The sequence below is a fragment of the Streptomyces sp. SCSIO 75703 genome (genome assembly GCF_036607905.1).
In the GTDB taxonomy this organism is placed as follows: Bacteria; Actinomycetota; Actinomycetes; order Streptomycetales; family Streptomycetaceae; genus Streptomyces.
This window is the reverse complement of record NZ_CP144555.1, coordinates 2,072,147-2,098,237: the sequence shown is the minus strand read 5'-3', so window position 1 is coordinate 2,098,237 and position 26,091 is coordinate 2,072,147. Positions and strand designations below refer to the sequence as shown.

General features: G+C 72.7%; 19 protein-coding genes and 1 pseudogene. 17 read left to right on the top strand and 3 right to left on the bottom strand.

Annotation, left to right across the window (positions count from 1 at the left end; genetic code table 11):
• Positions 1 to 22: 22 nt before the first annotated feature.
• From VM636_RS08995 to VM636_RS08940, 12 genes and pseudogenes are all read left to right on the top strand, one after another.
• Positions 23 to 1,024: a methionine synthase gene (locus tag VM636_RS08995; protein ID WP_338484255.1), complete on the top strand. Its 1,002-nt coding sequence runs from the start codon at positions 23 to 25 to the stop codon at positions 1,022 to 1,024.
• 15 nt (positions 1,025 to 1,039) lie between these two features.
• Positions 1,040 to 3,235, top strand: coding sequence for an NAD-dependent DNA ligase LigA (gene ligA, locus VM636_RS08990; RefSeq protein WP_030421653.1), 2,196 nt, complete (start codon positions 1,040 to 1,042; stop codon positions 3,233 to 3,235).
• Between the two features lie 260 nt (positions 3,236 to 3,495).
• Positions 3,496 to 5,757 carry a bifunctional diguanylate cyclase/phosphodiesterase gene (locus VM636_RS08985; protein WP_030421654.1) on the top strand — a complete coding sequence of 754 codons (2,262 nt, stop codon included), beginning with the start codon at positions 3,496 to 3,498 and terminating at the stop codon, positions 5,755 to 5,757.
• A gap of 432 nt (positions 5,758 to 6,189) precedes the next feature.
• Positions 6,190 to 6,486: an Asp-tRNA(Asn)/Glu-tRNA(Gln) amidotransferase subunit GatC gene (gene gatC, locus VM636_RS08980; RefSeq protein WP_030421655.1), complete on the top strand. Its 297-nt coding sequence runs from the start codon at positions 6,190 to 6,192 to the stop codon at positions 6,484 to 6,486.
• A gap of 5 nt (positions 6,487 to 6,491) precedes the next feature.
• A complete protein-coding gene (gene gatA / locus VM636_RS08975) occupies positions 6,492 to 7,988 on the top strand; it encodes an Asp-tRNA(Asn)/Glu-tRNA(Gln) amidotransferase subunit GatA (RefSeq protein WP_338484254.1) in 1,497 nt (498 codons plus the stop codon).
• Complete coding sequence (locus VM636_RS08970) at positions 7,985 to 8,224, top strand: hypothetical protein (protein ID WP_030421657.1); 240 nt, start codon at positions 7,985 to 7,987, stop codon at positions 8,222 to 8,224. The genes gatA and VM636_RS08970 overlap by 4 nt, the downstream gene beginning before the upstream one ends.
• A gap of 16 nt (positions 8,225 to 8,240) precedes the next feature.
• The gene (gatB, locus tag VM636_RS08965; RefSeq protein ID WP_053913621.1) at positions 8,241 to 9,752 is read left to right on the top strand and encodes an Asp-tRNA(Asn)/Glu-tRNA(Gln) amidotransferase subunit GatB; all 1,512 of its coding nucleotides are present in this window, start codon (positions 8,241 to 8,243) and stop codon (positions 9,750 to 9,752) included.
• Between the two features lie 240 nt (positions 9,753 to 9,992).
• Positions 9,993 to 12,239: an MMPL family transporter gene (locus VM636_RS08960; RefSeq protein ID WP_338484253.1), complete on the top strand. Its 2,247-nt coding sequence runs from the start codon at positions 9,993 to 9,995 to the stop codon at positions 12,237 to 12,239.
• The gene (locus VM636_RS08955; protein ID WP_030421660.1) at positions 12,217 to 12,783 is read left to right on the top strand and encodes a GNAT family protein; all 567 of its coding nucleotides are present in this window, start codon (positions 12,217 to 12,219) and stop codon (positions 12,781 to 12,783) included. The genes VM636_RS08960 and VM636_RS08955 overlap by 23 nt, the downstream gene beginning before the upstream one ends.
• A 35-nt stretch (positions 12,784 to 12,818) precedes the next feature.
• Positions 12,819 to 13,466 carry a hypothetical protein gene (locus tag VM636_RS08950; protein WP_030421661.1) on the top strand — a complete coding sequence of 216 codons (648 nt, stop codon included), beginning with the start codon at positions 12,819 to 12,821 and terminating at the stop codon, positions 13,464 to 13,466.
• 274 nt (positions 13,467 to 13,740) lie between these two features.
• A pseudogene (locus tag VM636_RS08945) lies at positions 13,741 to 13,959 on the top strand (integrase core domain-containing protein); the annotation flags it as partial.
• 76 nt (positions 13,960 to 14,035) lie between these two features.
• The gene (locus VM636_RS08940) at positions 14,036 to 14,446 is read left to right on the top strand and encodes a VOC family protein (protein WP_338484252.1); all 411 of its coding nucleotides are present in this window, start codon (positions 14,036 to 14,038) and stop codon (positions 14,444 to 14,446) included.
• Here VM636_RS08940 and VM636_RS08935 read toward each other — a convergent pair.
• The 3 genes from VM636_RS08935 to VM636_RS08925 all read right to left on the bottom strand — a co-directional run bounded on the left by VM636_RS08935 (position 14,443) and on the right by VM636_RS08925 (position 17,913).
• Positions 14,443 to 15,564 (bottom strand): IS630 family transposase, encoded by a 1,122-nt coding sequence (locus VM636_RS08935; protein ID WP_338484251.1) that lies wholly within the window; start codon positions 15,562 to 15,564, stop codon positions 14,443 to 14,445. The two genes, VM636_RS08940 and VM636_RS08935, sit on opposite strands and share 4 nt — an antisense overlap.
• An 83-nt stretch (positions 15,565 to 15,647) precedes the next feature.
• A complete protein-coding gene (locus VM636_RS08930) occupies positions 15,648 to 16,817 on the bottom strand; it encodes a PQQ-dependent sugar dehydrogenase (protein ID WP_053913623.1) in 1,170 nt (389 codons plus the stop codon).
• 97 nt (positions 16,818 to 16,914) lie between these two features.
• A complete protein-coding gene (locus VM636_RS08925) occupies positions 16,915 to 17,913 on the bottom strand; it encodes an aldo/keto reductase (RefSeq protein ID WP_030421663.1) in 999 nt (332 codons plus the stop codon).
• Between the two features lie 75 nt (positions 17,914 to 17,988).
• Between VM636_RS08925 and VM636_RS08920 the strand changes: the two genes are divergently transcribed.
• The 5 genes from VM636_RS08920 (at position 17,989) to ilvC (ending at position 26,073) form a co-directional block, all read left to right on the top strand.
• Entirely contained in the window at positions 17,989 to 18,930 is a 942-nt protein-coding gene (locus VM636_RS08920; protein ID WP_030421664.1) for a 2-hydroxyacid dehydrogenase, read from the top strand.
• A 415-nt stretch (positions 18,931 to 19,345) separates the two neighbouring features.
• Positions 19,346 to 22,321: an EAL domain-containing protein gene (locus VM636_RS08915; RefSeq protein ID WP_338486339.1), complete on the top strand. Its 2,976-nt coding sequence runs from the start codon at positions 19,346 to 19,348 to the stop codon at positions 22,319 to 22,321.
• A gap of 244 nt (positions 22,322 to 22,565) precedes the next feature.
• Positions 22,566 to 24,413, top strand: a complete 1,848-nt coding sequence (locus VM636_RS08910; protein ID WP_030421666.1) for an acetolactate synthase large subunit — start codon at positions 22,566 to 22,568, stop codon at positions 24,411 to 24,413.
• A gap of 21 nt (positions 24,414 to 24,434) precedes the next feature.
• A complete protein-coding gene (ilvN, locus tag VM636_RS08905; RefSeq protein ID WP_030421667.1) occupies positions 24,435 to 24,959 on the top strand; it encodes an acetolactate synthase small subunit in 525 nt (174 codons plus the stop codon).
• Between the two features lie 115 nt (positions 24,960 to 25,074).
• Positions 25,075 to 26,073, top strand: coding sequence for a ketol-acid reductoisomerase (ilvC, locus tag VM636_RS08900; protein ID WP_030421668.1), 999 nt, complete (start codon positions 25,075 to 25,077; stop codon positions 26,071 to 26,073).
• Positions 26,074 to 26,091: the final 18 nt, after the last annotated feature.

The following is a 26,091-nucleotide window of genomic DNA, read 5'->3' as shown; positions in this document are numbered from 1 at the left end:
AGCACCCCCGTACGCTTTCCCCGTGAACGACACCCTTCGCCTCGGCCCCGCCACCGGCGTCGGCTCCCTGCCCGGGGACGACGCGCGCGAGGCCGCCAAGACCTCCGCCGGCATCTTCGAGGACTTCCCCTTCCTGCCCGAACTGCCCGCCCGGGGGCCCGGCGCCGACATGATCGGCCGCACCGCCGGGATGCTCGTCGAGCTGTACGCGCGCGTGGAGCCCAGCGGCTGGCGGCTGGGCGACCGGCCCGGCCGCGACACCCGCCGCGCGCGGGCCTGGCTCGGCGAGGACCTCGACGCGCTGGAGGAGTTCACCCAGGGCCACGAGGGCCCGCTCAAGGTCCAGGCCGTCGGCCCCTGGACGCTCGCCGCCGCCCTGGAACTGCGCAGCGGCGAGGCCGTCCTCTCCGACGCGGGCGCCTGCCGCGACCTCGTCGCCTCCCTCGCCGAGGGGCTGCGCCTGCACCTCGCCGAGGTCGCCCGGCGCGTCCCCGGCGCCCGGCTCGTCCTCCAGCTCGACGAACCCTCCCTCACCGCCGTGCTGCGCGGACAGGTCCGTACCGCCAGCGGCTACCGCACCCACCGGGCCGTCGACCGCCAGATCGCCGAGGACGGCCTGCGGGACGTGCTCGCCGCCCACGCCGGCGGGCCCGTCGTGGTCCACTCCTGCGCACCGGACGTGCCCTTCGCCCTGCTGCGCCGGGCCGGAGTGGCGGGCGTCTCCTTCGACCTCTCGCTGCTCACCGAGCGTGACGACGAGCGGATCGGGGAAGCCGTGGAGGGCGGCACCCGGCTCTTCGCCGGTGTCGTGCCCGCCACCGACGGCCCGTTGTCCGACCCTGCCGGTAGCGTCATGGGGGTCAGGACGCTGTGGCGCAGGCTGGGGCTGTCTCCGGGGCTTCTCGCGGAGGCGGTCACCGTCACCCCGGCGTGCGGACTCGCGGGCGCCTCCCCCGAGTACGCGCGCCGGGCTCTCGCCCACTGCGTCCGGGCGGCGAGATCACTCGCGGACGACCCAGAGTAACGGGAGGACGACACGGTGGCCGGCGACAAGCAGGCGGAGACGACGAGCGTGCCCGCTCAGGCACGGGAGAAGCACGGACACCTCTCCGAGCAGATCGAGGAACACCGCTTCCGGTACTACGTGAAGGACGCCCCCGTCGTCAGCGACGCGGACTTCGACCGGTTGCTGCGCTCCCTGGAGGAGCTGGAGGAGGAGTACCCGGAGCTGCGCACCCCGGACTCCCCGACCCAGAAGGTGGCCGGCTCCTACGAGACGGAGTTCACCGCCGTCGAGCACCGCTCGCGCATGCTCTCCCTGGACAACACGTTCAACGACGACGAGCTGGCCGCCTGGTTCGACCGCGTCCACCGGGAACTGGGCGACCAGGAGTACCACTTCCTGTGCGAGCTGAAGGTCGACGGACTCGCCGTCAACCTCACCTACGAGCACGGCCGCCTCACCCGCGCCGCCACCCGCGGCGACGGCCGCACCGGCGAGGACATCACCCCCAACGTCCGCACCATCGCCGACGTCCCCGACCGCCTGCGCGGCGACGAGATCCCCGACCTGGTCGAGATCCGCGGCGAGGTGTTCTTCCCCATGGAGCGCTTCCAGGAGCTGAACGCCCGTCTGGTCGCCGCCGGGGACAAGCCGTTCGCCAACCCGCGCAACGCGGCGGCCGGTTCGCTGCGCCAGAAGGACCCGCGGGTCACCGCCTCCCGGCCGCTGCACATGGTGGTCCACGGCATCGGCGCCCTGGAGGGCCCCACCGGCATGTCCCGGCTCTCCGAGGCGTACGACCTGCTGCAGACCTGGGGCCTGCCCACCTCCCCGCACAACCGGGTCGTCGACGGCCTGGCCCAGGCCCGGGAGTTCATCGCCCACTACGGCGAGAACCGTCACTCCGTGGAGCACGAGATCGACGGCGTCGTCGTCAAGCTCGACGAGATCCGCCTGCAGGGCCGACTCGGCTCCACCGCCCGCGCACCCCGCTGGGCCATCGCGTACAAGTACGCGCCGGAGGAGGTCAACAGCAAGCTCCTCGACATCAAGGTCGGTGTCGGCCGCACCGGCCGCGTCACCCCCTACGCACAGGTCGAGCCGGTCACCGTGGCCGGCAGCGAGGTCGAGTTCGCCACCCTGCACAACCAGGAGGTCGTCAAGGCCAAGGGCGTCCTCATCGGGGACACGGTGGTGCTGCGCAAGGCCGGTGACGTGATCCCGGAGATCCTCGGTCCGGTCGCCGATCTCCGCGACGGCAGCGAGCGCGAGTTCGTGATGCCCGCGCGGTGCCCCGAGTGCGGGACGCCGCTGCGGCCCATGAAGGAGGGCGACGTCGATCTGCGCTGCCCCAACGCCCGCGCCTGCCCCGCACAGTTGCGCGAGCGCGTCTCCTACCTGGCCGGCCGCGAGTGCCTGGACATCGAGCACTTCGGCGAGGTCGTCGCCGCCGCCCTCACCCGGCCGCTGGAGCCCGCCGACCCGCCGCTGACCGACGAGGGCGACCTCTTCGACCTCACCGTGGAGAAGCTGCTGCCGATCCGGGCGTACGTCCTCGACCCCAACAGCGGACTGCCCAAGCGGGACCCGAAGACCGGCGAGGAGAAGGTCGTCACGGTCTTCGCCAACAAGGAGGGCGAGCCGAAGAAGAACACCCTCGCCCTGCTGCGGAACATCGAGGAGGCCAAGACCCGCCCCCTCGCCCGCTTCCTCAACGGGCTCTCCATCCGGCACGTCGGCCCGGTCGCCGCGCAGGCCCTCGCCCGCGAGTTCCGCTCCGTCGACCGCATCGAACAGGCCGGCGAGGAGGAGCTGTCGGCGACCGAGGGCGTCGGCCCCATCATCGCCGCCTCCCTCAAGGAGTGGTTCGCCGAGGAGTGGCACCGCGAGATCGTCCGCAAGTGGAAGGCGGCCGGCGTCCCGCTGGAGGAGGAGTCGGCCGGCGAGGACGAGGGGCCGCGTCCGCTCGCCGGGCTCACCGTGGTCGTCACCGGCACCCTGGAGAACCACACCCGGGACGGCGCCAAGGAGGCCCTCCAGACCCGCGGAGCGAAGGTGACCGGCTCGGTGTCCAAGAAGACGTCGTTCGTGGTCGTCGGCGACAACCCGGGGTCGAAGTACGACAAGGCGATGCAACTGAAGGTGCCGGTCCTGGACGAGGACGGTTTCACCGTCCTGCTCGAACAGGGTCCGGAAGCCGCCGCCGACGCCGCGCTTTCGGCCGAGGAATAGCGGTTGAACACCCGCCGAACGGCGCATATCAGATGCATAAGGGTGGCCGGGGCGCATTCGGGCAACCGTCGACGACTGCTGCCCCTGGACGCCCTCGGCGGCCTACTGTTGAGGTGTGCGCCTGCCGTGCCCCGCTGCGGTCGGGGCATCCCCCTGCTCCCGAGGAGCCGGGGGAAGGGTTCTCCAACGCGGAGCCGTTTGAGGGTTGTCGGGCGTCGGACCGCGTGGCGTGGGCACCGCCGGCTGTGAGAGGGACGGGAATGGAACCGACCGAGAGCGCCACCGCGGGCTCACGGCTGCGCCTGAGTCGCCTGATGCGCGCGTGGCACCCGAGCCGGCGGGCCCCGGGGCCCGCCCGAGGCGGGGCAGCCTCGGCCGGGGGAGCCGGACGGCGCCCCGCGGCCGGCGTCCGCGGCGGCGCCCCGCCGGTATCCGGCCATCCACCTCACCCGTCCCACCTGCCCGGCACCGAACGGCCCGTACCCCGGGCCGTGTTGCCCGTCGCCGTCCTCGTGGCGGCCGGGTGCGTGCTCGGCGCCGGTTTCCACCGGGCCTTCGCCGGCGGCCACGCCCTCTTCCCGTCCGGCACCACCGGCTGGGCCCTCGCCGTGCTCACCGGCATCGTCGTCGGCCACCTCGTCATGCTCGGCCGCTCCCGCTGGTGGGGCGGCACCGGCTCCGGCGTCACCCTCACCCTCTCCGTCCTGCTCCTCTACGGCTGGGCCCCGGCCGGCATGGTCAGCCTCACCGTCGTCGTCCTGGTCGGCGTCGCCCGCCGGGGCCACTGGCGCCAGGGCCTCCTGCACGGCGCGGTGGACATCCTCGGCATCGCCGCCGGCGCCCTGCTGCTCGGCGCCTGCGGCTCCGTGCCCTCCGTCGAACACCCCTGGGACCCGGACACCTGGACGCTGTACGCGGCGCCCAAAGTGGTGCTGACCGCCCTCGCCTACCTCGGCGTCACCCGCGCGCTGCTGTGGTTCCTGCACGCCCCGCGCGCCGGACTGCCCTCCGTCGCCCGCACCGCCCTGGTCCGGCACGGGCTGGTGGCCGTCGCCCTGCTCGGCATCGCGCCGCTGGTCTGCGTGGTGGCCGTCGCCAAGCCGCTGCTGCTGCCGCTGTTCGCCGTCCCGCTGATCGCCCTCGACGCCGCCCTGTGGATCGCCCGCGCCCGCGCCGAGGAGCAACTGCGCGACCCGCTCACCGGGCTGCCCAACCGGCAGTGGCTGCTGGAGCGGACCTGGACCGCGCTGGACGACGCCGAACGCGCCGAAGCCCGCGCCGTCCTGATGCTGATCGACCTCGACCGCTTCCGGTCGGTCAACGACACCCTCGGCCACCGGGCCGGTGACCGGCTGCTGTTGCAGACGGCCGACCGGCTGCGGCAGGCGCTGCCGCGCGGGGCGGAGGCCGCGCGGCTCGGCGGCGACGAGTTCGCCGTGCTCCTGCCCGTCGCCGACTCCACCACGTCGGCCGCCCGGATCGCCCGCGGCCTGGTCGGCGCGCTCGGCTCGCCGCTCGACCTGGACGGGCTCACCCTCGTCCTGGAGGCCAGCGCCGGCGTCGCCGTCTTCCCCGACCACGCGCTCGACGCCGAAGGGCTGCTGCGCCGCGCGGACGTGGCGATGTACCAGGCCAAGCGCGACCGCACCGGCGTCGAGGTCTACGAGTCCAAGCGGGACTCCAACACCCCCGACCGCCTCGGCCTCCTGGCCGATCTGCGCCGCGCCCTGGACGCCCGCGAGGTCCAGCTCCACTACCAGCCCAAGGTCCGCTTCGACGGTCAGGTCGCAGGGCTGGAGGCACTGGTCCGCTGGGTCCACCCGGAGCGCGGCAAGGTGCCGCCGGACGAGTTCATAGCGATCGCCGAGTCCTCCGGGCTGATGCCGCACCTGACGGAGTACGTGCTGGAGACCGCGCTCGCCCAGGTCGCCCGCTGGCGTTCCCAGGGACTCTTCGTGCCGGTCGCCGTCAACGTCTCCCCGCGCGACGTGCACACCCCCGGCTTCGCCGGCTCGGTCGCCGCGCGGCTCGCCCGGCACGGCGTCCCGGCGGGCGCCCTCCAACTGGAGATCACCGAGCACGTCCTCCTGGAGGACCCGCAGCGCGCCGCCGACAGCCTCAACGCGCTGACCGGGCACGGCGTGAAGATGTCCCTGGACGACTTCGGCACCGGCTACTCCTCGCTGGTCCACCTGCGCCGGCTGCCCGTCAGCGAACTGAAGATCGACCGCTCCTTCGTGGCCCGGCTCGCCGTGGACGCGGAGGACGCCGAGATCGTGCGCTGCACGGTCGACCTCGCCCACTCCCTGGGCCTGCTGGTCGTCGCCGAGGGGGTCGAGGACGACGAGACCTGGGAACGCCTGCGCGACCTGGGCTGCGACGCCGTCCAGGGCTGGCTGGTGGCCGCCGCGATGCCGCCGGAGGAGACCACCGCCTGGCTGCGGGCCCGCGGTTCGCGCGGCTGGCAGCGCCCCGCCGCCGCGCTCCCGGCCGCCGCCGACGACCAGGGCCGCGTGGGCTGACCCCCCGGCAGGGAAGGTGCCGGGCGACCCCGTACGGGAGGGGCCGTCCCGGTGGGGCAGCGCGCCGCGCCCTCGTACGGTCCCGCGCCCGCACCCCCGTGCGCCGGCCCGTCGCACCCACCCGTCCCGGCCCCGTGCCCACCCGCGCCGGCTCCCGCCCCGGCCCCGTGCCCATCCGGCAGGCTCCCGTCCTGGCCCCGTGCCCGGCCCGCGCACGGACCCGCGCCGCGCCGCGGCCGACGCCTCCCGGACCGGGCGCGCGAGGGCGTTCCGCGCCGCCCCCGCGCCGCCTTCCGCACCCCTTCCCGTGTCCCCCCGGGCGGGCCGCGCCGCGCCCCGCCGGGCGGCTCGGGGAAACCGTTTCACGGGCATGCCCTCCGGCCCCATAGGATTGGCCCCAAACCACACACACTCACCCCAGAGGAACGCTGCATGCCTGGCATCACGCGCGAGGAGGTCGCCCACCTCGCCCGGCTGGCGCGTCTGGAGCTGAAGCCCGAAGAGCTCGATCACTTCGCGGGACAGCTCGACGACATCATCGGCGCGGTCGCCCGCGTCGGCGAGGTCGCCGACCAAGACGTACCGCCGACCTCGCACCCGCTCCCGCTGACCAACGTCATGCGGGCGGACGAGGTCCGTCCGTCGCTCACGCCCGAGCAGGCGCTCTCCGGCGCCCCGGCCCAGGAGCAGCAGCGTTTCAAGGTGCCGCAGATCCTGGGGGAGGAGTAGTCGCCATGAGCGAACCCATCATCAAGCTCACCGCGGCCGAGACCGCCGAGAAGATCGCCTCCGGCGAGCTGACGGCCGTCGAGGTCACCGAGGCCCACCTGGCCCGTATCGAGGCCGTCGACGAGAAGGTCCACGCCTTCCTGCACGTCGACCGCGAGGGCGCCCTCGCGCAGGCCCGCGCCGTCGACGAGAAGCGCGCCCGCGGCGAGAGACTCGGCCCGCTGGCCGGCGTCCCGCTCGCGCTCAAGGACATCTTCACCACCGAGGGCGTGCCCACGACCGTCGGCTCGAAGATGCTGGAGGGCTGGATCCCGCCGTACGACGCGACGGTCACCAAGCGCCTCAAGGACGCCGGCGTCGTTATCCTCGGCAAGACCAACATGGACGAGTTCGCCATGGGCTCCTCCACCGAGAACAGCGCCTACGGCCCCACCGGCAACCCCTGGGACCTCACGAAGATCCCCGGCGGCTCCGGCGGCGGCTCCTCGGCCGCTCTCGCCGCCTTCCAGGCGCCGCTGGCCATCGGCACCGACACCGGCGGCTCCATCCGCCAGCCCGCCGCCGTCACCGGCACCGTCGGCGTCAAGCCCACCTACGGCGCGGTCTCCCGCTACGGCATGGTGGCCTTCTCGTCCTCCCTGGACCAGGGCGGCCCCTGCGCCCGCACCGTGCTGGACGCGGCCCTGCTGCACGAGGTGATCGCCGGGCACGACCCGATGGACTCCACCTCCATCGACGCCCCGGTCCCCGACGTCGTCGCGGCCGCCCGCAACGGCAGCGTCACGGGCATGCGGGTCGGCGTCGTCCGGCAGTTCCGCGGCGAGGGCTACCAGACCGGCGTCATCCAGCGCTTCGACGAGTCCGTCGCCCTGCTGAAGGAACTGGGCGCCGAGATCGTCGAACTGGACTGCCCCTCGTTCGACCTGGCGCTGTCGGCGTACTACCTGATCGCCCCGTCCGAGTGCTCCTCCAACCTCGCCCGCTTCGACGGCCTGCGGTACGGCCTGCGCAGCGGCGACGACGGCACGCACTCCGCCGAGGAGGTCACCTCCCTGACCCGCGCGGCCGGCTTCGGCCCCGAGGTCAAGCGCCGGATCATGCTCGGCACCTACGCGCTGTCCAGCGGCTACTACGACGCGTACTACGGCAGCGCCCAGAAGGTCCGCACCCTCATCACGCGGGACTTCGAGCGGGCCTTCGAGCAGGTCGACGTGATCGTCTCCCCGACGACCCCGACCACCGCCTTCGGCATCGGCGAGCGCGCCGACGACCCGATGGCGATGTACCTGGCCGACCTGTGCACCATCCCCACCAACCTGGCGGGCAACGCGGCCATGTCGCTGCCCTGCGGCCTCGCGCCGGAGGACGGCCTGCCGGTGGGACTGCAGATCATCGCCCCCGCCCTGAAGGACGACCGGCTCTACCAGGTCGGTGCCGCCGTCGAGGCCGCCTTCGTGGAAAAGTGGGGGCACCCGCTGCTCGAGGAGGCTCCGTCGCTGTGAGTGCACTGTCCAAGGCCAAGGGTTTCCAGAAGTCCAAGTCCGGGACGTACCTGTCCATGGCCACCACCGCGTTCGGCGCCGTCGGCGTCGTGAAGCAGATCAGGAAGGCCCGCGCCGAGAGCGACACGCTCCGCCTGATCGACGCGAGCGTGTCCGCCGTCGCGATCGTCACCGGCCTCGCCCTCCTCTACCGCGAGCTGAAGCGGCTGGGCGACGACGACGTCCTGCTGGGCTGAGAGGGAAGTTTTCACCGTGACCACCACGACCGACCTGGTGTCGTACGAGGACGCGCTGGCGTCGTACGACCCCGTCATGGGCCTCGAGGTCCATGTCGAACTCGGCACCCGCACCAAGATGTTCTGCGGCTGCTCGACCGCGCTGGGCGCCGGTCCGAACACCCAGACCTGCCCCGTCTGCCTCGGCATGCCCGGCGCGCTCCCGGTCGTCAACGCGACCGGCGTCGAGTCGGCGATCACGATCGGTCTCGCGCTCAACTGCGAGATCGCCGCATGGTGCCGCTTCGCCCGGAAGAACTACTTCTATCCGGACATGCCGAAGAACTTCCAGACCTCCCAGTACGACGAGCCGATCGCCTTCGACGGCTACCTCGACGTGCAGCTGGAGGACGGCGAGACCTTCCGGGTGCAGATCGAGCGCGCCCACATGGAGGAGGACACCGGCAAGTCGACGCACGTCGGCGGTGCCACCGGCCGCATCCACGGCGCCTCGCACTCCCTGCTCGACTACAACCGGGCCGGCATCCCGCTCATCGAGATCGTCACCAAGCCGATCACCGGTGCCGGGGAGCGCGCCCCCGAGGTGGCGCGCGCCTACGTCCGCGAGCTGCGCGAACTCATCCGGGCGCTCGGCGTGTCCGAGGCCCGGATGGAGATGGGCCAGATGCGCTGCGACGTCAACCTGTCGCTGATGCCGAAGGGCACCGAGACCTTCGGCACCCGCTCGGAGACGAAGAACGTCAACTCGCTGCGGTCCGTGGAGCGCGCGGCCCGCTTCGAGATCCAGCGGCACGCGGCCGTGCTGAACGGCGGCGGCACCATCGTCCAGGAGACCCGCCACTTCCACGAGGACACCGGGTCCACCACCTCGGGCCGCGTGAAGGAGGAGGCCGAGGACTACCGCTACTTCCCGGAGCCCGACCTCGTCCCCGTGGCGCCGTCCCGCGAGTGGGTCGAGGAGCTGCGCGCCGCGCTGCCCGAACTCCCGCTGGTCCGCCGCAGCCGGCTCCGCGAGGAGTGGGGAGTCTCCGGCACCGAGATGCAGGCGATCCTCAACGCCGGCGCGCTGGACCCGATCGTCGCCACGATCGACGCCGGCGCCGACGCGGCCTCCGCCCGCAAGTGGTGGATGGGCGAGCTGGCCCGCAGCGCCAACGAGTCCGGCACCGCGCTGGACGGGCTGGCGATCACGCCGGAGCAGGTGGCCCGGGTCGCCGAGCTGGTCACGAAGGGCGACCTCAACGACAAGCTGGCCCGCCAGGTCATCGAGGGCGTCCTCGCCGGCGAGGGCACCCCGGACGAGGTCGTGGACAAGCGCGGCCTCAAGGTCGTCTCCGACGAGGGCGCGCTGACCGCCGCCGTCGACGAGGCGATCGCCGGCAACCCGGCCATCGCGGACAAGATCCGCGGCGGCAAGGTGGCGGCGGCCGGCGCGCTGGTCGGCGCCGTCATGAAGGCCACCCGCGGCCAGGCCGACGCGGCCCGCGTCAAGGAACTCGTCCTGGAGAGGCTCGGCGTCGAGGGCTGACCCCGCCGCCACCCGGCACCCGCACACCCCGAGGGGGACGCGCCGTCCACGGCACGTCCCCCTCAGGCATGTCCACGTCGCGTTGGCCGCGCGTCGCTGTGAATAAGCCCACGAAGTGCGCAATCGATCTTTTTCGGCTGCGAGAGTGGCAGGGCATCGCTCGTGCGTTCTTTGCGGGCCGTTCACCCGGACGACAGTTCCCGATCAAAGATCCACACAGACACCCCTGGGAGCACGTCCGTGGCAGCCCTTGCGCGCTGGTGTGTCCGACGCCGCCTCGTCACCGTCCTGCTGTGGCTCCTCGCCTTCGGCGGGGTCGCCGCCGGCGCCGGTCTCACGGGCTCCGCGTACTCCAACGACTACGGCATCCCCGGCACCGACGCCGACCGCGCCTACCGGCTGATGGAACGCGGGTTCCCCGGCCTCAACGGCGACAGCGACACCCTGGTCTGGCACACGGACTCCGGCACCGTCCGGGCCGCCGACGTCGAGCAGACCATGACCCGCACCCTGGACCGCGTCGCGGAACTTCCCGGCGTGACCTCGGTGACCAACCCGTACGACGACCCCGACGCCGGGACGATCAGCGAGGACGCCCACACCGCGTACGCCTCGGTCACCTTCGGCCAGTCCTCCGCCGACATGGACCCGGCGACCGCGCGGGCCGTCGTCGACACCGCCAAGGCCGCCGAGGGCGACGGACTGGAGGTCGAACTGGGCGGCAGCGCCGTCGCGCTCACCCAGAGCGGCGGAGGGCACCTCGCCGAGGCCGTCGGCGTGGCCGTCGCCGCCGTCGTGCTCTTCCTCGCCTTCGGCTCGCTCGCCGCCTCCGTGCTGCCCATCGCCACCGCGCTGGTCTCCGTCGGCACCGCCTACGCGGGCATCACCCTGCTCGGCCACGTCATGACCGTCGCCGACTTCGCGCCCATGCTGGGCACCCTCATCGGGCTCGGCGTCGGCATCGACTACGCGCTGTTCATCGTCACCAGACACCGGCGCGGACTCAAACGCGGCCTGGACGTCACCGAGGCCGCGGCGCAGGCTGTCGCCACCACGGGACGCGCGGTCGTCTTCGCCGGGGCCACCGTGTGCATCGCCCTGCTCGGCATGCTCATCCTCCGCCTCAACTTCCTCAACGGGGTCGCCGTCGCCGCCGCGCTGACCGTCGTCCTCACCGTCGCCGCCTCGGTCACGCTGCTGCCGGCCCTGCTCTCCTTCATCGGCCCCCGCGCCCTGAACCGGCGCGAGCGGCGCCGCCTCGCCGAGAACGGGCCCCAGCCGGAGCTGCCCACCGGCTTCGCCGCCCGCTGGTCGGCCTTCGTCGAGCGCCGCCCCCGGCTGCTCGGCGCCCTCGCCCTGGTCGTCGTCACCGTCCTCGCCCTGCCCACCCTGGGCCTGCGCCTCGGCACCTCCGACCAGGGCAACGACCCCCAGCGCACCACCACCCGGCAGGCATACGACCTGCTCGCCGACGGCTTCGGGCCCGGCGTCAACGGCCCCCTCACCCTGGTCACCGAGGTCCACGGCGCCGAGGACCGCCTCGCCCTGGACAACCTCGGCGCCTCCCTGCGCGCCACCGACGGCGTCGCCGCCGTGACGCCGGTCACCTACAACGCCTCCGGCGACACCGCCCACCTCGCCGTCGTGCCCACCTCCGCGCCGCAGTCCGAGGCCACCAGCCACCTCGTCGACCGGCTCCGCGGCGACGTGCTGCCGCGCGCCGAGACCGGCACCTCCCTGGACGTCCACGTCGGCGGCGTCACCGCCGGCTACGACGACTTCGCCGACGTCATCGTCGGCAAGCTGCCCCTGTTCGTCGGTGTCGTCGTCGGCCTGGGCTGCGTACTGCTCCTGCTCGCCTTCCGGTCGATCGGCATCCCCCTCAAGGCCGCCGCGATGAACGTGGCCGCCGTCGCCGCCGCCTTCGGGGTCGTCGTGGCGATCTTCCAGTGGGGCTGGGGGAGCGAACTGCTCGGACTCGGCAGCGCGGGCCCCATAGAGCCCTTCCTGCCCGTGATCATGGTGTCGGTCCTCTTCGGGCTCTCCATGGACTACCAGGTGTTCCTGGTCAGCCGCATGTACGAGGAGTGGCTGGAGACCGGGGACAACCGCCGCGCCGTCCGCGTCGGCCTCGCCGAGACGAGCCGCGTCATCAACTCGGCCGCGGTCATCATGATCTCGGTGTTCCTCGCCTTCGTGCTCAGCGGCGACCGGGTGATCGCCATGTTCGGCATCGCCCTGGCCGCCGCCGTCGCCCTGGACGCCTTCGTGCTCCGCACGCTCCTCGTGCCGGCCCTGATGCACATGCTCGGCGGTGCCAACTGGTGGCTGCCCCGGCGGCTGGACGCCTGGCTGCCCCGGATCAGCATCGAGCCGCCCGAGGCCCGCGCCGCCCATGAGAGGCTGGCCGCCGCGACGGACGCCGTGGTGGCGGACGTCCTGGCGGAGAAGGACGGACAGCGGGATGTACGCGATACGACTGGGTGACGACGGCGCCGAACTGCGCCCCCTGGAGACCTGGCACGCCGAGGAGTTCCTCGCCCACCTGGAACGGGGCCGGGACTTCATCACCCGGTACATCCCCTTCGGCAGCCAGGTCACCGACGTGGCCTCCGCGAAGGCGCTGATCCGGTCCTACGCCGACCGGCACGCCGCCGACACCGGTTTCCTGCACGGACTGTGGCTCGACGGCACCCTCGTCGGCGGCCTGCTCTACCGGACCTTCGACGCCGCCACCGGCGTCTGCGAGATCGGCTGCTGGCTGGAGCCGGCCGGCACCGGACGCGGCCTCGTCGCGCGCGGCGCCCGCGCCCTGATCGACTGGGCCTTCGACGAGCGCGGCATGCACCGCGTGGAGTGGCACGCGTCCTGCGCCAACACGGCGAGCGTCGAGGCCGCCCGCCGGCTCGGCCTGACCAGGGAGGGCGTGCTGCGCGAGAGCTTCCCCTACCGCGGGGTGCGCCACGACATGGAGGTGTGGGCCGTGCTGGCCCCCGAGTGGCGGGCCGCCCGCGCCCACAGGGGGCGTTAAGGGACCTCTCAGACGGCGTCCGTACCGTGCGGGGCATGGGTACGAAGACAGCGGACGAGAACGCCACGAGGACCGCCGACGACACGCCCGGCACCGCCGGGACGGACACGACGACCGACACGCCCCGCGCCGAGGAGACGCCGGGCACCGGCGCCACGACCGGCGGGGGAGAGGCGGCACCAGCGCCGGGCGCGGACGACACGCCCGGAGCGGAGGAGAACGCGCACACCGACGACACGCCGCGAGACGCGTCCCCGGACGAGGACGCCCCCGGGCCGAGGGAGGCCCCCTCGGGCGTCGGCCAGGGCGCGGGGGCCGTCGTGTCCGCCGCGCTCGGACTCGTCTCCCTCACCGGGAGCTGGGCCGGCACGGTGGCCTCCGCCCGCCAGTCGCTGATCGGCCAACTGGAGACGTCCTCGTCCTCCTCGGTCGCCACGATGATCGAGAAGGGGTACGGCGACGCCTGGCAGGCCACGGCGCTGTGGGGCGGGCTGTTCGCCCTGCTCGCGCTGGTCGTCGGCGTGGTCGTCCTCGCCCGGCCCGCCTTCGGCACCCCGGGCGCGCCGCAGGCCCCCTGGATCAAGTCGGTCGCCTGGGCGGGCGTCGCCCTCGGCGTCCTCGGCCTGCTCCTCGCCGTCCTGAAGTACACCGACCTCCTCCTCGCCCTCCCCTCGGGCGCCTGACCCCCCCCCCACGCCCCGGGCCCGGGACCGCCTCCGACGGCGCTCCCGGGCCCTCGTCCGCACGGGGGCCGTTCCCCTGCCCTCGGTTGCACCACCGGGGCCGTTCCCGCGCCGCGGGAGCCCCCGTGCGGCTCGCCCACGACCCCCTGGGTCCGCGCCGAACCGCGCCGCTCCGGGACCCGGCACACCCCGGATGTCCGGGAGGAGACGGTCACCGCCTCCGAACGCCCGGAGCGGCCCTACGACCTCGCCCGGGTCCGGTACCGGCCGGCCGAGGCCCTGCCGGCCGCAGACCAACGGCAAGGTCGAACGCTTCCACCGCACCCTGCTCGACGAGTGGGCCTACCACCGGCCCCACACCTCGGATGCGCCGAACGTCAGGCAGCGTTTCCCGACCGGCCGGACTGGTACGACTACCCCCGACCCCACACCGGCAATCGACGGCCGGACACCCGCCGGCCGCGTCACCACCCTGTCCGGACAGCACCTCTAGTGCTGTGACCGGAAACGATCACCGGGTTGGTGCGAGTGCCACGTGCTGCTCGATCTGTTCCGTAGACTCGGCCGCCATGGAAGCATCATTGTCCTTCGTCCATCACCTGGGCGTGTTTGCTTCAGACTTCGAGGCGAGTGAGCGGTTTTACACCGCTGCGCTGGAGCCGCTTGGAATCAGTGCCGGCTATCGGACCGACGGCGTGGCCGAGTACTGGCATCCGAAGCGGGACACGCCCTCGCTGTCCCTGGAACGTGCAGAGAAGGTGACTGCCGCCACCAGGGGGATGCACATCGCCTTCACGGCGGGCAGCCGGGACGCGGTGGATGCCTTTCATGCGGCCGCAGTAGCGGCCGGGGGCACATCCCGGCACGCTCCTCGCTTATGGAGCGAGTACCGCGCCTATTGTTCGTTCGTCAGCGATCCGGACGGCAACAACATCGAAGCCGTTCACAAGGAGATCCCGCAGCGGCCCGGTTCTGTTTAAGCAGCTTCGGTAATCGGCCGTCCGCCCCAGCGGATGCCCTTCTCGCTGCGGACGCGCGCACGCTCCTTCCGCTGGGCGGCCAGTACGTCGGGATGGCGGGCATTCTTGTTGCGCCAGCGCAGGTAGGCGTGGAGAGCCCGGGTCTGTGCGGTGTGGTTGGGGTGGTGGGAGTTGGCGATGGTGAACTGGCGCAGCGGGCCGAAGTGGGCCTCGATCGGGTTGGCCCAGGACGCGTAGGTGGGAGTGAAGCACAGCTCGACGCGGTTCTTCGTCGCCCAGCGCCGGATCTTTTCGCCCTTGTGGGCGGACAGGTTGTCCAGGATGACGTAGATCGGGGCGCCGTCCGGGCGGGCCGCGCGGATCGACCTCAGCGCGGCCAGGGTGTTGCCAGCACCCTTCCTGCGCCGGTTGACGCCCCACAGGGTGTCGTCGCCGACCGAGTAGCAGCCGTGGAAGTAGCGCACTCCGTGGGTGCGGTGGTAGGTGGCGGGATGCCGCTCGGGCCGGCCTTGCTCGGCCCAGCCCGAGCCTGCGGTGGGTCGGATGCCGAGCGGGCCGAACTCGTCGAACGCGAAGACGCGGTCCGGGAAGCGGTCCAGGACGTGCTCGATGCGGTCCAGCTTGGCGTCGCGGTCCGGGTCGGGGGACTCCTTCCAGGTCTTGGTGCGCTGGAAGGTGATGCCGCGGCGGGCGAGCAGGCACCGTAAGGCCTCGCGGCCGATGCGGATCACGCGGCCGTGGACGCGGCGCAGGTAGGCGGCGAGTTTGCGGATGGACCAGCGGGTGAAGGGCTGGCCGAGCTTGGTCGGGCGGGTGGTGGCCGTCTGGATGACGAAGTCCTCGTCGTCATCGCTGAGCAGGCGGGGACGGCCTCCCGCCCACTGAGGGTCCAGGCAGGCCAGGCCGATCTCGTTGAACCGGTGGATCATGTCGCGGACGGTGTCCTCGTCGGCTTGGACCAGCCTCGCGATCACCGGGACCCGGTTTCCGCCGGCCGAGGCCAGCAGCATCATCGCGCGCCGGTAGCGCACCGAGCTGGTGCTGCCGCGGCGCACGATCTGCTGCAGCTTCTGCCCCTCCTGGTCGGTCAACCTGCGCACACGGACAGGCTCTGCCACCACACCCCCAACAGTCGGATCCGATGTCCCCGGGCATCCAACCGCTGGAGCCGCCGACCCGGCAAACCTTCCCGGTCAGAGCACTAGCCGACCCGCAGCTCCAGGACCCGGTCGTCGCCCTTCTTCGGCTTGCCCCGCCCGTCCGTGTTGCTGGTGACCAGCCACAGCTTGTCGCCGCCGGCCGAAACGACGGTGCGCAGCCGCCCGTACTCGCCCTCCAGGAACGCCTGCGGCGGCGCCGACTCCTCGGTGCCCTTCAGCGGGATGCGCCACAGCCGCTGCCCGCGCAGCCCCGCCATCCAGACGGAGCCCTCGGCGTACGCGATGCCGCTCGGCGACGCCTGGTCGGTGGGCCACTGGGCGAGCGGGTCCCGGAAACCGGGCTTGCCTGCCCGGCCCTCCACCGTCGGCCAGCCGTAGTCGGCGCCCGGCCGGATCGCGTTCAGCTCGTCCCAGGCGTCCTGGCCGAACTCGGACGCGAACAGCCGCTGCTTGTCGTCCCAGGCCAGGCCCTGGACGTTGCGGTGGCCCAGCGAGTAGACGGGGGAGTCGGGGAACGGGTTGCCCGGCGCCGGCTCGCCCTCCGGTGTCAGGCGCAGGATCTTGCCGCCGAGGGACTCCTTGTCCTGGGACAGGCCCTTGTCGCCGCCCTCGCCGGTGCCCGCGTACAGCATCTTGTCCGGGCCGAAGGCGATCCGGCCGCCGTTGTGGACGACGCCCTTGGGGATGCCCTTGAAGACCGTGTCGGGGGAGCCCAGTTGGCGGCCGGCGGGCTTCTTCGGGTCGTACAGCATGCGCACGATCCGGTTGTCGGAGGCGGAGGTGAAGTACGCGTAGACCATCCGGTCCGAGGCGTAGTCGGGGGAGAGCGCGATGCCGAGGAGGCCGCCCTCGCCGGCCGGCGAGACGCCGGGGACCTTGCCCAGCTCGGTCTTGGCACCGGTCCGTTCGTCGATCCGGGTGACGGTCGCCTCGTCGCGGGAGGAGACCAGCAGGCCCTCGCCGCCCGGCAGCGGGGCGAGGCCCCACGGGCTGTCCAGGCCGGTGGCGACGGTGCGGAGCACCTTCACGGAGCCCTTCGCCGGCGGGGTCGCCTCGGCGGTCCGCTCCGGGGCGGGGGCCGAGGCCGACGGAGCGCTCGTGGAGGCGCTCGCCTCGCTCTCCGGGGGCCACGCGCCGTCCGAGGAGCAGCCGGCCGTCAGCAGGAGGGCGGCGGCCAACACGGCCGTCGCGGCTCGACGTTCCACGATCATGGTCCCTTCCACGGGGCGGGTCCTCCTGTCATACACCGCCCGGCCCCGCCGCGCCCGCGCCTCGCGGCGTTCCGGGCATCCGGGGAGCCGCGCCGGGTCACTCCCACGACCCCTGCGCCGGGGGCAGCGCCCGCACCTCCGCCAGGTCCCGGGCGGTCAGCCGCAGCCCCGCCGCGCCCGCGTTCTGCGCCACCCACCGCTCCCGCTTCGCGCCGGGCACCGGCACCACCCACCGGCCCTGGGCCAGCACCCAGGCGAGCGCCACCTGCGCCGGGGTGACCCCCGCGCCGTGCCGGGCCGCGATCCGGCGCAGCCCGGCCACGATCGGCTGGTTGGCGGCCATCATCTCGGCGGTGAAGCGGGGGTGCCGGGCCCGCAGGTCCCGGGGTTCGAAGCCCTGTCCGGGCGTCAGCGTGCCGGTCAGGAAACCGCTGCCCAGCGGCATCGCGGCGAGGAAGCCGATCCCGCGCGCCTCGCACCACGGCAGCAGGGCGTCCAGCGCCTGCGGCGACCACACCGACAGCTCGGCCTCCACCGCGCTCACCGGGAACACCTGCTGGAGCCGCCCGAGTTGCCCGATCGTCGCGTCGTACGGGCCGGCCCGCGCCCGCCGGGCCGCCCGCGCGCCGAGCGCGCAGAACCCGAGAGCGCGCACCTTCCCGGCCCGGACCAGATCCGCCATGGCGCCCCAGGTCTCCTCGACCGGGACCTCCGGGTCCGGGCGGTGGAGCTGGTACAGGTCGATGACGTCCGTCTGGAGCCGGCGCAGCGAGGCGTCGCAGGCCCGCCGGACGTAGGCGGGGCGGCCGTTGGCCACGACGTGCTGGTCGCCGACGAGAAGCCCGACCTTGGTCGACACGAAGGCGTCCGCGCGCCGCTCCCTCAACACCCGCCCGAGCAGCAGTTCGTTGGTGAACGGGCCGTACATGTCCGCCGTGTCCAGCAGGGAGGAGCCCAGGTCCAGGGCCCGGTGCACGGTCCGGAGCGATTGGTCGCCGCGTTGCCGCGACGCGCTGTAGGCCCAGTTCATCGGCATGCACCCCAGCCCGACGGCACCCACCGAGAGTGCCGACGAGCCGATCGCCCTGCGCTCCACCTGCTCGTGACCTCCCTCGTCCGGCCACCCAACCTAACCTCTGCCGCCACGCGGACCTGACATAGCCTCCTGGCCATGACTGCTGACGTGTGGCTGCCCCTTGACCCGGACGAGATCGAAGGACTCCCCGAGGGTCCCGTCTACCGCTTCTGGGACGGAGCCGAGGAGTTCCCCGCGGACCCCGCCGACTGCGTCTACTACGTCGTCCCCTACATGAAGCCCCCCGGCGTCGGGCTGCGCCCGCTGCCCCGGATGACCTCCGTCCAGGTCGTCCAGACCCTGTCCGCCGGCGTCGACCACGTCCGGCCCGGCCTCGCCCGCCTCCCCGCGGGCGTCCGGCTGTGCAACGCGCGCGGGGTGCACGAGGCCAGCACCGCCGAACTCGCCCTCGGCCTGATCCTCGCCTCGCTGCGCGGCATCCCCGACTTCGTGCGGGCGCAGGAGAAGGGCGAGTGGCTCGGCGGTTTCCGCCCGGCCCTCGCCGACCGCACCGTGCTGATCGTCGGCTACGGATCGATCGGCTCGGCCATCGAGGACCGGCTCACGCCGTTCGAGGTCGCGCGGGTGGTGCGCGTCGCGCGCTCCCCGCGCACTACCGAGCGCGGTCCCGTGCGCCCCTTCACCGAACTGCCCTCCCTGCTGCCCGAGGCGGACGTCGTCGTCCTCTCCACCCCGCTCGACGAGGGCACCCGCCGACTGGCCGACGCCGGCTTCCTGGCCCGGATGAAGGACGGCGCCCTGCTCGTCAACGTCGCCCGCGGCGCGGTCGTCGACACGGAAGCCCTGCTCACGGAGGTGTCCACCGGGCGCCTCACCGCCGCGCTCGACGTCACGGACCCCGAGCCGCTGCCCGCGGACCACCCCCTCTGGCGCGCTCCGGGGGTACTCGTCAGCCCCCACGCCGGAGGACCGACATCCGCTTTCCTGCCGCGCGCGAAGCGGCTGCTGACGGACCAGTTGAGCCGTTTCGTGAACCGGGAGCCGCTGCGCAACGTGATCCTGACGACGGGCTCCTGATCCGTTTCGGGTACCCTCCGCGTTCCCCCGGGCGCGGTGGGTACCCGCGTTCCCACCGGCAGTCACGGAGCGTAGAGAACGTATATCGCTGAGTGACGAGACTGGTGTATCGTCCGACAGGGGACGCGCCGCGCACCGCCGGCGCCGGGGATGGACATTGCAGACTGTGAGGGGGGCGACGGGCGATGCACGGCCTATGGACGAACGACCCGACGCGGCGGACCGGCCGCGGGCGACCCTGGCGCACGGCCGCGCGCAGACGGGGCTGCCACGGACCTCACCGCCACCACCGGCCCGGCCCGGACCGGCGGCTGGACAGCGGCCACCGCAGGCAGGTCCACCCCGCGCACCGGGGACTCAGGGCCGCGGGAGCGCGGACCGGGAGGTCGCGGTGAGCCCCCCGTCTCCGGTACCGATGCTGGACGCGGCCCACGCGACCCAGGCTCCGCACGGGCCCCCGCGCGCCCGGCCGCCGGCCGCCCGTGGCGGACCGGCCCTGCTGCGTCAGTTCCTCCTGGCCCTGGTCTGCGCGGGCTACGCCGTGGGCGCCGGGTTCGGCTGGGGCTCCGGCCATCTCGCCAAGATCATGGGCGACTTCGGGCTGAGCGCCGCGGCGGGCACCGCCGCCGTCTCCTGCCTCCTCTACGCCCGCAGCCCCGGGGTCCGCTTCCGGCCCGCCTGGCTGCTCTTCGCCCTCTCCTCGGCGATGGCGTCCCTGGGCAACCTGGTCTGGGGCTGGTACGAGGTCGTGCTGCAACGGCCGGTGCCCACCCCCAGCTTCGCCGACCTGTTCTTCCTGTGCTTCGCGCCGCCCGCCATCGTCGGCCTGCTGGTCCTCGCCAAACGGCCGGTGACCAAGGCCGGCTGGATCTGCCTCGGCCTGGACGCCTGGCTCATCGGCGGCTCGCTGCTCACCCTGGCCTGGAGCCTGGCCCTCGCCCAGGCCGCCAAGGCCGACGGCTCCAGCGTCGCCCACACCGCGCTCTCGGTGGCGTACCCGCTGCTCGACATCGCACTGGTCAGCATGGTCCTCGCGCTGCACTTCCGGCGCTCGACGGTGTGCCGCTCCGCGGTCAACACCGCGATCGGCGCGCTCGCCCTGACCGTCATGTGCGACGCCCTGTTCACCTCACCGCTGCTCCACAACGGCTACCGCTCGGGGCAGTTGCTCGACGCCGGCTGGTTCGCCGGCTCGCTGCTCCTCGCCTACGCGCCCTGGGCGGCCTCCCGGCACGGCGGCCCGCCCGAGGAGCCCGCGCCGCCCGCCCCGCGCCCCGCGGGGCTCCCGGCCGGCGCCCCCGGCGAACGCCTGCGCTACCCGGCCGCCCGGCCCCTCGCCGGGTCGCTGGCCGCGCTCACGCCGTACCTCGCCGCGGCCGTCTGCACCCTGGGCATCCTCTACAACGTCCTCAACGGCCGCAGCGTCGACCGCGTGGTGCTGCTGACCGGCGGCACGGTGGTGCTCGCGCTCGTCGTCCGCCAGGGCATCATGCTGCTCGACAACATCACCCTCACCCACGAACTGGCCCAGAAGGAGAACCACTTCCGCTCCCTGGTCCAGGGCTCCAGCGACGTCATCATGATCGCCGCCCCCAGCGGCATCCTGCGCTACGTCTCCCCGGCCGCCGCCGGGGTCTACGGACGCCCCGCCGAGGAACTGGTCGGCAGCGAACTGGCGGGCCTCATCCACCCCGAGGACCTCGGCTGCGTCGTCCACGAGGTGCGCCGCTTCCTCGCCGCCCACCCGGCCGAGGAACCCACCACCCGCATCGAATGCCGCTTCCGCTCCGGCGACGGCGGCTGGCTCAACGTCGAGTCCACCGTCAACCGCCACCACGGCGGCCTCATCTTCAACAGCCGGGACGTCACCGAGCGGGTGCGCCTGCAGGCCCAGCTCCAGCACAACGCCGAACACGACCCGCTCACCGACCTGCCCAACCGCGCCCTGTTCACCCGGCGCGTCCAGCAGGCACTCTCCGGCCGCCGCGCCTCCGACCGGGGCGCCGCCCTGCGCGGCACCGCCGTGCTCTTCATCGACCTGGACGGCTTCAAGGCGGTCAACGACACCATCGGCCACCAGGCCGGGGACGAACTGCTCGTCCAGGCCGCCCGCAGACTCCACGAGGCCGTCCGCAAGGGGGACACCGCCTCCCGGCTGGGCGGCGACGAGTTCGCGGCCCTGATCATCGGGGACGGCACCCGGGACCGGGCCGCCCGCGAGAGACACCTCCTGGAGCTGGCCGACCGCCTCAGGGCGACCCTCTCGCAGCCCTACCCCATCGACGGCAATGAGGTCCGCGTCAACGCCTCCATCGGCGTCGCCTTCGCCGAACCGGGCCTCGGCGCGGGGGAGTTGCTGCGCAACGCCGACCTGGCGATGTACCGGGCCAAGGCGTGCGGCAAAGGCCGCGTCGAGCTGTACCGGCCACAGATGCAGCAGGACGTGGTCCGCAAGGCCGAACTCGCCACCCGGCTGCGCGCCGCGCTGCACGACGGACAGTTCGCGCTGCTCCACCAGCCGGTGGTCTCCCTCGCCGACGGCCGGATCACCTCCGTCTGCGCCCAGGCGCGCTGGCGTTCCTCGCAAGGGGTGCTCTTCACCCCCGCCGAGTTCCTGCGGGTGGCCGAGGACGGCGACAAGACCGCCGAACTGGACCGCTGGGTGCTCTGCGAGGCCGTCGAGCAGGCCGCCGACCGCGCGGCGGCCGGACTGTCCTCGACGGTGTCCGTCCGCATGGGCGCCCGCCGGCTCCTGGACCGCTCCCTGCCACTCGCCTCCGTGGAGGCGCTCCTGACCCGGCACGGGCTGCCGCCCGGTGCCCTCATCGTCGAACTGGCCGACACCGACCCCCGGACCGGCCTGGACGAGCTGGAGCGCCGGCTCAACGCGCTGCGCCGCGTCGGCGTCCGCGTCGCCCTGGACGCCTTCGGCAACGGCCACGCGGCCATCACGGCCCTCAGGCGGCTCCCCGTCGACGTGCTCCGGCTCGACCGGAGTCTGGTCGAGGGCGTCGTCGAGTCCGCCCGCCTCCACAAGATCACCAGCGGGCTGCTGCGGATCGCCACCGACCTCGGGATGAAGTCCGTGGCCGAGGGGGTCGACCTGCCCGAGCAGATCGTCGCCCTGCGCGCCATGGGCTGCACCCACGGCCAGGGCATGGCCTTCTCCGGTCCGCTCGACGAGTACCGGCTGCGCCGGGCGCTGACCACCGGCCACTATCCGGTGCCGCACGGACCGGCCGAACCGGTCTTCGCGGGCGGCGCGGGCGTGTACACCAAGAGTCTCGGCCAGGGCGTCGGCAACGCCGCGACCAGCGGCGTCACCTCCGCGCTCCTGGGCGGCGGCACCGCCCTGCGTTCACATGGTGAGACTCCCGTCCCACCCACTTGACAGTGAGTGTGTGCCGGGGGGAGGGTCAGTGCCATGCGCACCCGAATTCTCGTACTTGGACAGCGCGTCGGCTGACGCTGGTGATGTCCGGACACAACACCCGGCCCCCAGCGACCCCCACCCGGCGCGCTCCCCTCGCTTGCCTTTTGGCACGAGGGGTTTTTTGTTGCACCGGCGCCTGCCGGGCAACAGCCACAGATCGCCCGAACTCGCACAAACCCTCAGCATCGAGAAGAGAATGCCGATGACCGAGCAGGCCACCGGGGCCCAACACCCGCAGCCGCGGCCCCGATCCGGAGGACAGCACTCCGCCCCCGAGCACGTCACGGGTGCGCAGTCCCTCATCCGCTCTCTCGAGGAGGTCGGCGCCGACACGGTATTCGGCATTCCCGGCGGTGCGATCCTTCCCGCCTACGACCCGCTGATGGACTCCACCAGGGTGCGCCACGTCCTGGTCCGTCACGAGCAGGGCGCCGGCCACGCGGCCACCGGCTACGCGCAGGCCACCGGCAAGGTGGGCGTCTGCCTGGCCACCTCCGGCCCCGGCGCCACCAACCTGGTCACCCCGATCGCCGACGCCCACATGGACTCGGTGCCGATGGTGGCGATCACCGGCCAGGTCGCGTCCTCCTCGATCGGCACGGACGCCTTCCAGGAGGCCGACATCGTCGGCATCACCATGCCGGTCACCAAGCACAACTTCCTCGTCACCCAGCCCGAGGACATCCCGCGGGTGATCGCGCAGGCGTTCCACATCGCCTCCACCGGCCGCCCCGGGCCCGTCCTCGTCGACATCGCCAAGGACGCCCTCCAGAAGAAGACCACCTTCTCCTGGCCCCCGGTGATGGACCTGCCCGGCTACCGCCCGGTCACCAAGCCGCACGCCAAGCAGATCCGCGAGGCGGCCAAGCTCATCACCGCCGCGAAGCGCCCCGTGCTCTACGTCGGCGGCGGCGTCCTCAAGGCCGGGGCCACCGCCGAGCTGAAGGTCCTCGCCGAACTCACCGGAGCGCCCGTCACCACCACCCTGATGGCGCTCGGCGCGTTCCCCGACAGCCACCCGCTGCACGTGGGAATGCCGGGCATGCACGGTGCGGTCACCGCCGTCACCGCGCTGCAGAAGGCCGACCTGATCGTCGCCCTCGGAGCCCGTTTCGACGACCGCGTCACCGGCAGGCTGGACAGCTTCGCCCCGTACGCCAAGATCGTCCACGCCGACATCGACCCGGCCGAGATCGGCAAGAACCGGGCCGCCGACGTGCCGATCGTCGGCGACGCCCGCGAGGTCATCGCCGACCTGGTCCAGGCGGTGCAGAAGGAGCACGCCGACGGCCGGCGCGGCGACTACACCGCCTGGTGGCGGGACCTGAGCCGCTGGCGCGACACCTACCCGCTCGGCTACGACCAGCCCGAGGACGGCTCGCTCTCCCCGCAGCAGGTCATCGAGCGCATCGGCCGGCTCGCCCCCGAGGGCACGATCTTCGCGGCGGGCGTCGGCCAGCACCAGATGTGGGCCGCCCACTTCATCGAGTACGAGCGGCCCGCCACCTGGCTCAACTCCGGCGGCGCCGGGACCATGGGCTACGCCGTGCCGGCCGCGATGGGCGCCAAGGCCGGGGCACCCGGCAGCACCGTCTGGGCGATCGACGGCGACGGCTGCTTCCAGATGACCAACCAGGAACTCACCACCTGCGCCCTGAACAACATCCCGATCAAGGTCGCCATCATCAACAACGGCGCCCTCGGGATGGTCCGCCAGTGGCAGACCCTCTTCTACAACCAGCGGTACTCCAACACCGTGCTGCACTCCGGCCCCGACGACGTCAACCCGCAGGCCCGCGGCACGCGCGTCCCCGACTTCGTCAAGCTGTCGGAGGCCATGGGCTGCCACGCGATCCGCTGCGAGGACCCGGCCGACCTCGACAAGGTCATCGAGGAGGCGAACGCGATCAACGACCGCCCGGTCGTCGTCGACTTCGTCGTCCACGAGGACGCCATGGTCTGGCCGATGGTCGCCGCCGGCACCTCCAACGACGAGATCATGGCCGCCCGGGACGTGCGCCCCGACTTCGGCGACAACGAAGACGACTGAGCGAGAGAGAGCCAAGAGATCATGTCCAAGCACACGCTCTCGGTCCTGGTGGAGAACACGCCCGGCATCCTCGCCCGGATCGCCGCCCTGTTCTCCCGCCGCGGTTTCAACATCGACTCCCTCGCCGTCGGCGTCACCGAGCACCCCGACATCTCCCGCATCACCATCGTGGTGAGCGTCGAGGAGTTCCCGCTGGAGCAGGTGACCAAGCAGCTCAACAAGCTGGTCAACGTGCTCAAGATCGTCGAGCTGGAGCCGTCCCACGCGGTGCAGCGCGAACTCGTCCTGGTGAAGGTGCGCTCCGACAACGAGACGCGCTCCCAGATCGTCGAGATCGTCCAGCTCTTCCGCGCGAAGACGGTCGACGTCTCCCCGGAGGCCGTGACCATCGAGGCCACCGGCAGCAGCGACAAGCTGTCCGCCATGCTCAAGATGCTGGAACCGTACGGCATCAAGGAACTGGTCCAGTCCGGCACCATCGCGATCGGCCGCGGCGCCCGTTCGATCACCGACCGCTCACTGCGCGCACTCGACCGGTCGGCATGACACGGAAACGGGCGGCCGGTCCGACACCGGCCGCCCGTATTCCGAGACTGTGAAGCTTCCCCTCCCCCCACCGGCATACGGTGGGACGCAACACCGCACACAAGGAGATAACCCAGTGGCCGAGCTGTTCTACGACGCCGACGCCGACCTGTCCATCATCCAGGGCCGCAAGGTCGCGGTCATCGGGTACGGCAGCCAGGGCCACGCCCACGCCCTGTCCCTGCGCGACTCCGGCGTCGACGTGCGCGTCGGTCTGCACGAGGGCTCCCAGTCCAAGGCCAAGGCCGAGGAGCAGGGCCTGCGCGTGGTCAGCCCCGCCGAGGCCGCGGCCGAGGCCGACGTCATCATGATCCTCGTCCCGGACCCCATCCAGGCCCAGGTCTACGAGGAGCACATCGCCGGCAACCTGAAGGACGGCGACGCCCTCTTCTTCGGCCACGGCCTGAACATCCGCTACGGCTTCATCAAGCCGCCGGCCGGCGTCGACGTGTGCATGGTCGCCCCCAAGGGGCCGGGCCACCTGGTCCGCCGCCAGTACGAGGAAGGCCGCGGCGTGCCCTGCATCGCCGCCGTCGAGCAGGACGCCACGGGCAACGCCTTCGCGCTGGCCCTGTCGTACGCCAAGGGCATCGGCGGCACCCGCGCCGGCGTCATCAAGACGACCTTCACCGAGGAGACCGAGACCGACCTCTTCGGCGAGCAGGCCGTGCTGTGCGGCGGTACCGCCGCCCTGGTCAAGGCGGGCTTCGAGACCCTGGTCGAGGCGGGCTACCAGCCCGAGATCGCCTACTTCGAGTGCCTGCACGAGCTGAAGCTGATCGTGGACCTCATGTACGAGGGCGGCCTGGAGAAGATGCGCTGGTCCATCTCCGAGACCGCCGAGTGGGGCGACTACGTCACCGGCCCGCGGATCATCACCGACGCCACCAAGGCCGAGATGAAGAAGGTCCTCGCCGAGATCCAGGACGGCACCTTCGCCAAGAACTGGATGGACGAGTACCACGGCGGCCTGAAGAAGTACAACGAGTACAAGAAGCAGGACTCCGAGCACCTGCTGGAGACCACCGGCAAGGAGCTGCGCAAGCTCATGAGCTGGGTCGACGAGGACGCGTAAGTCCACACGGCCGAAGGG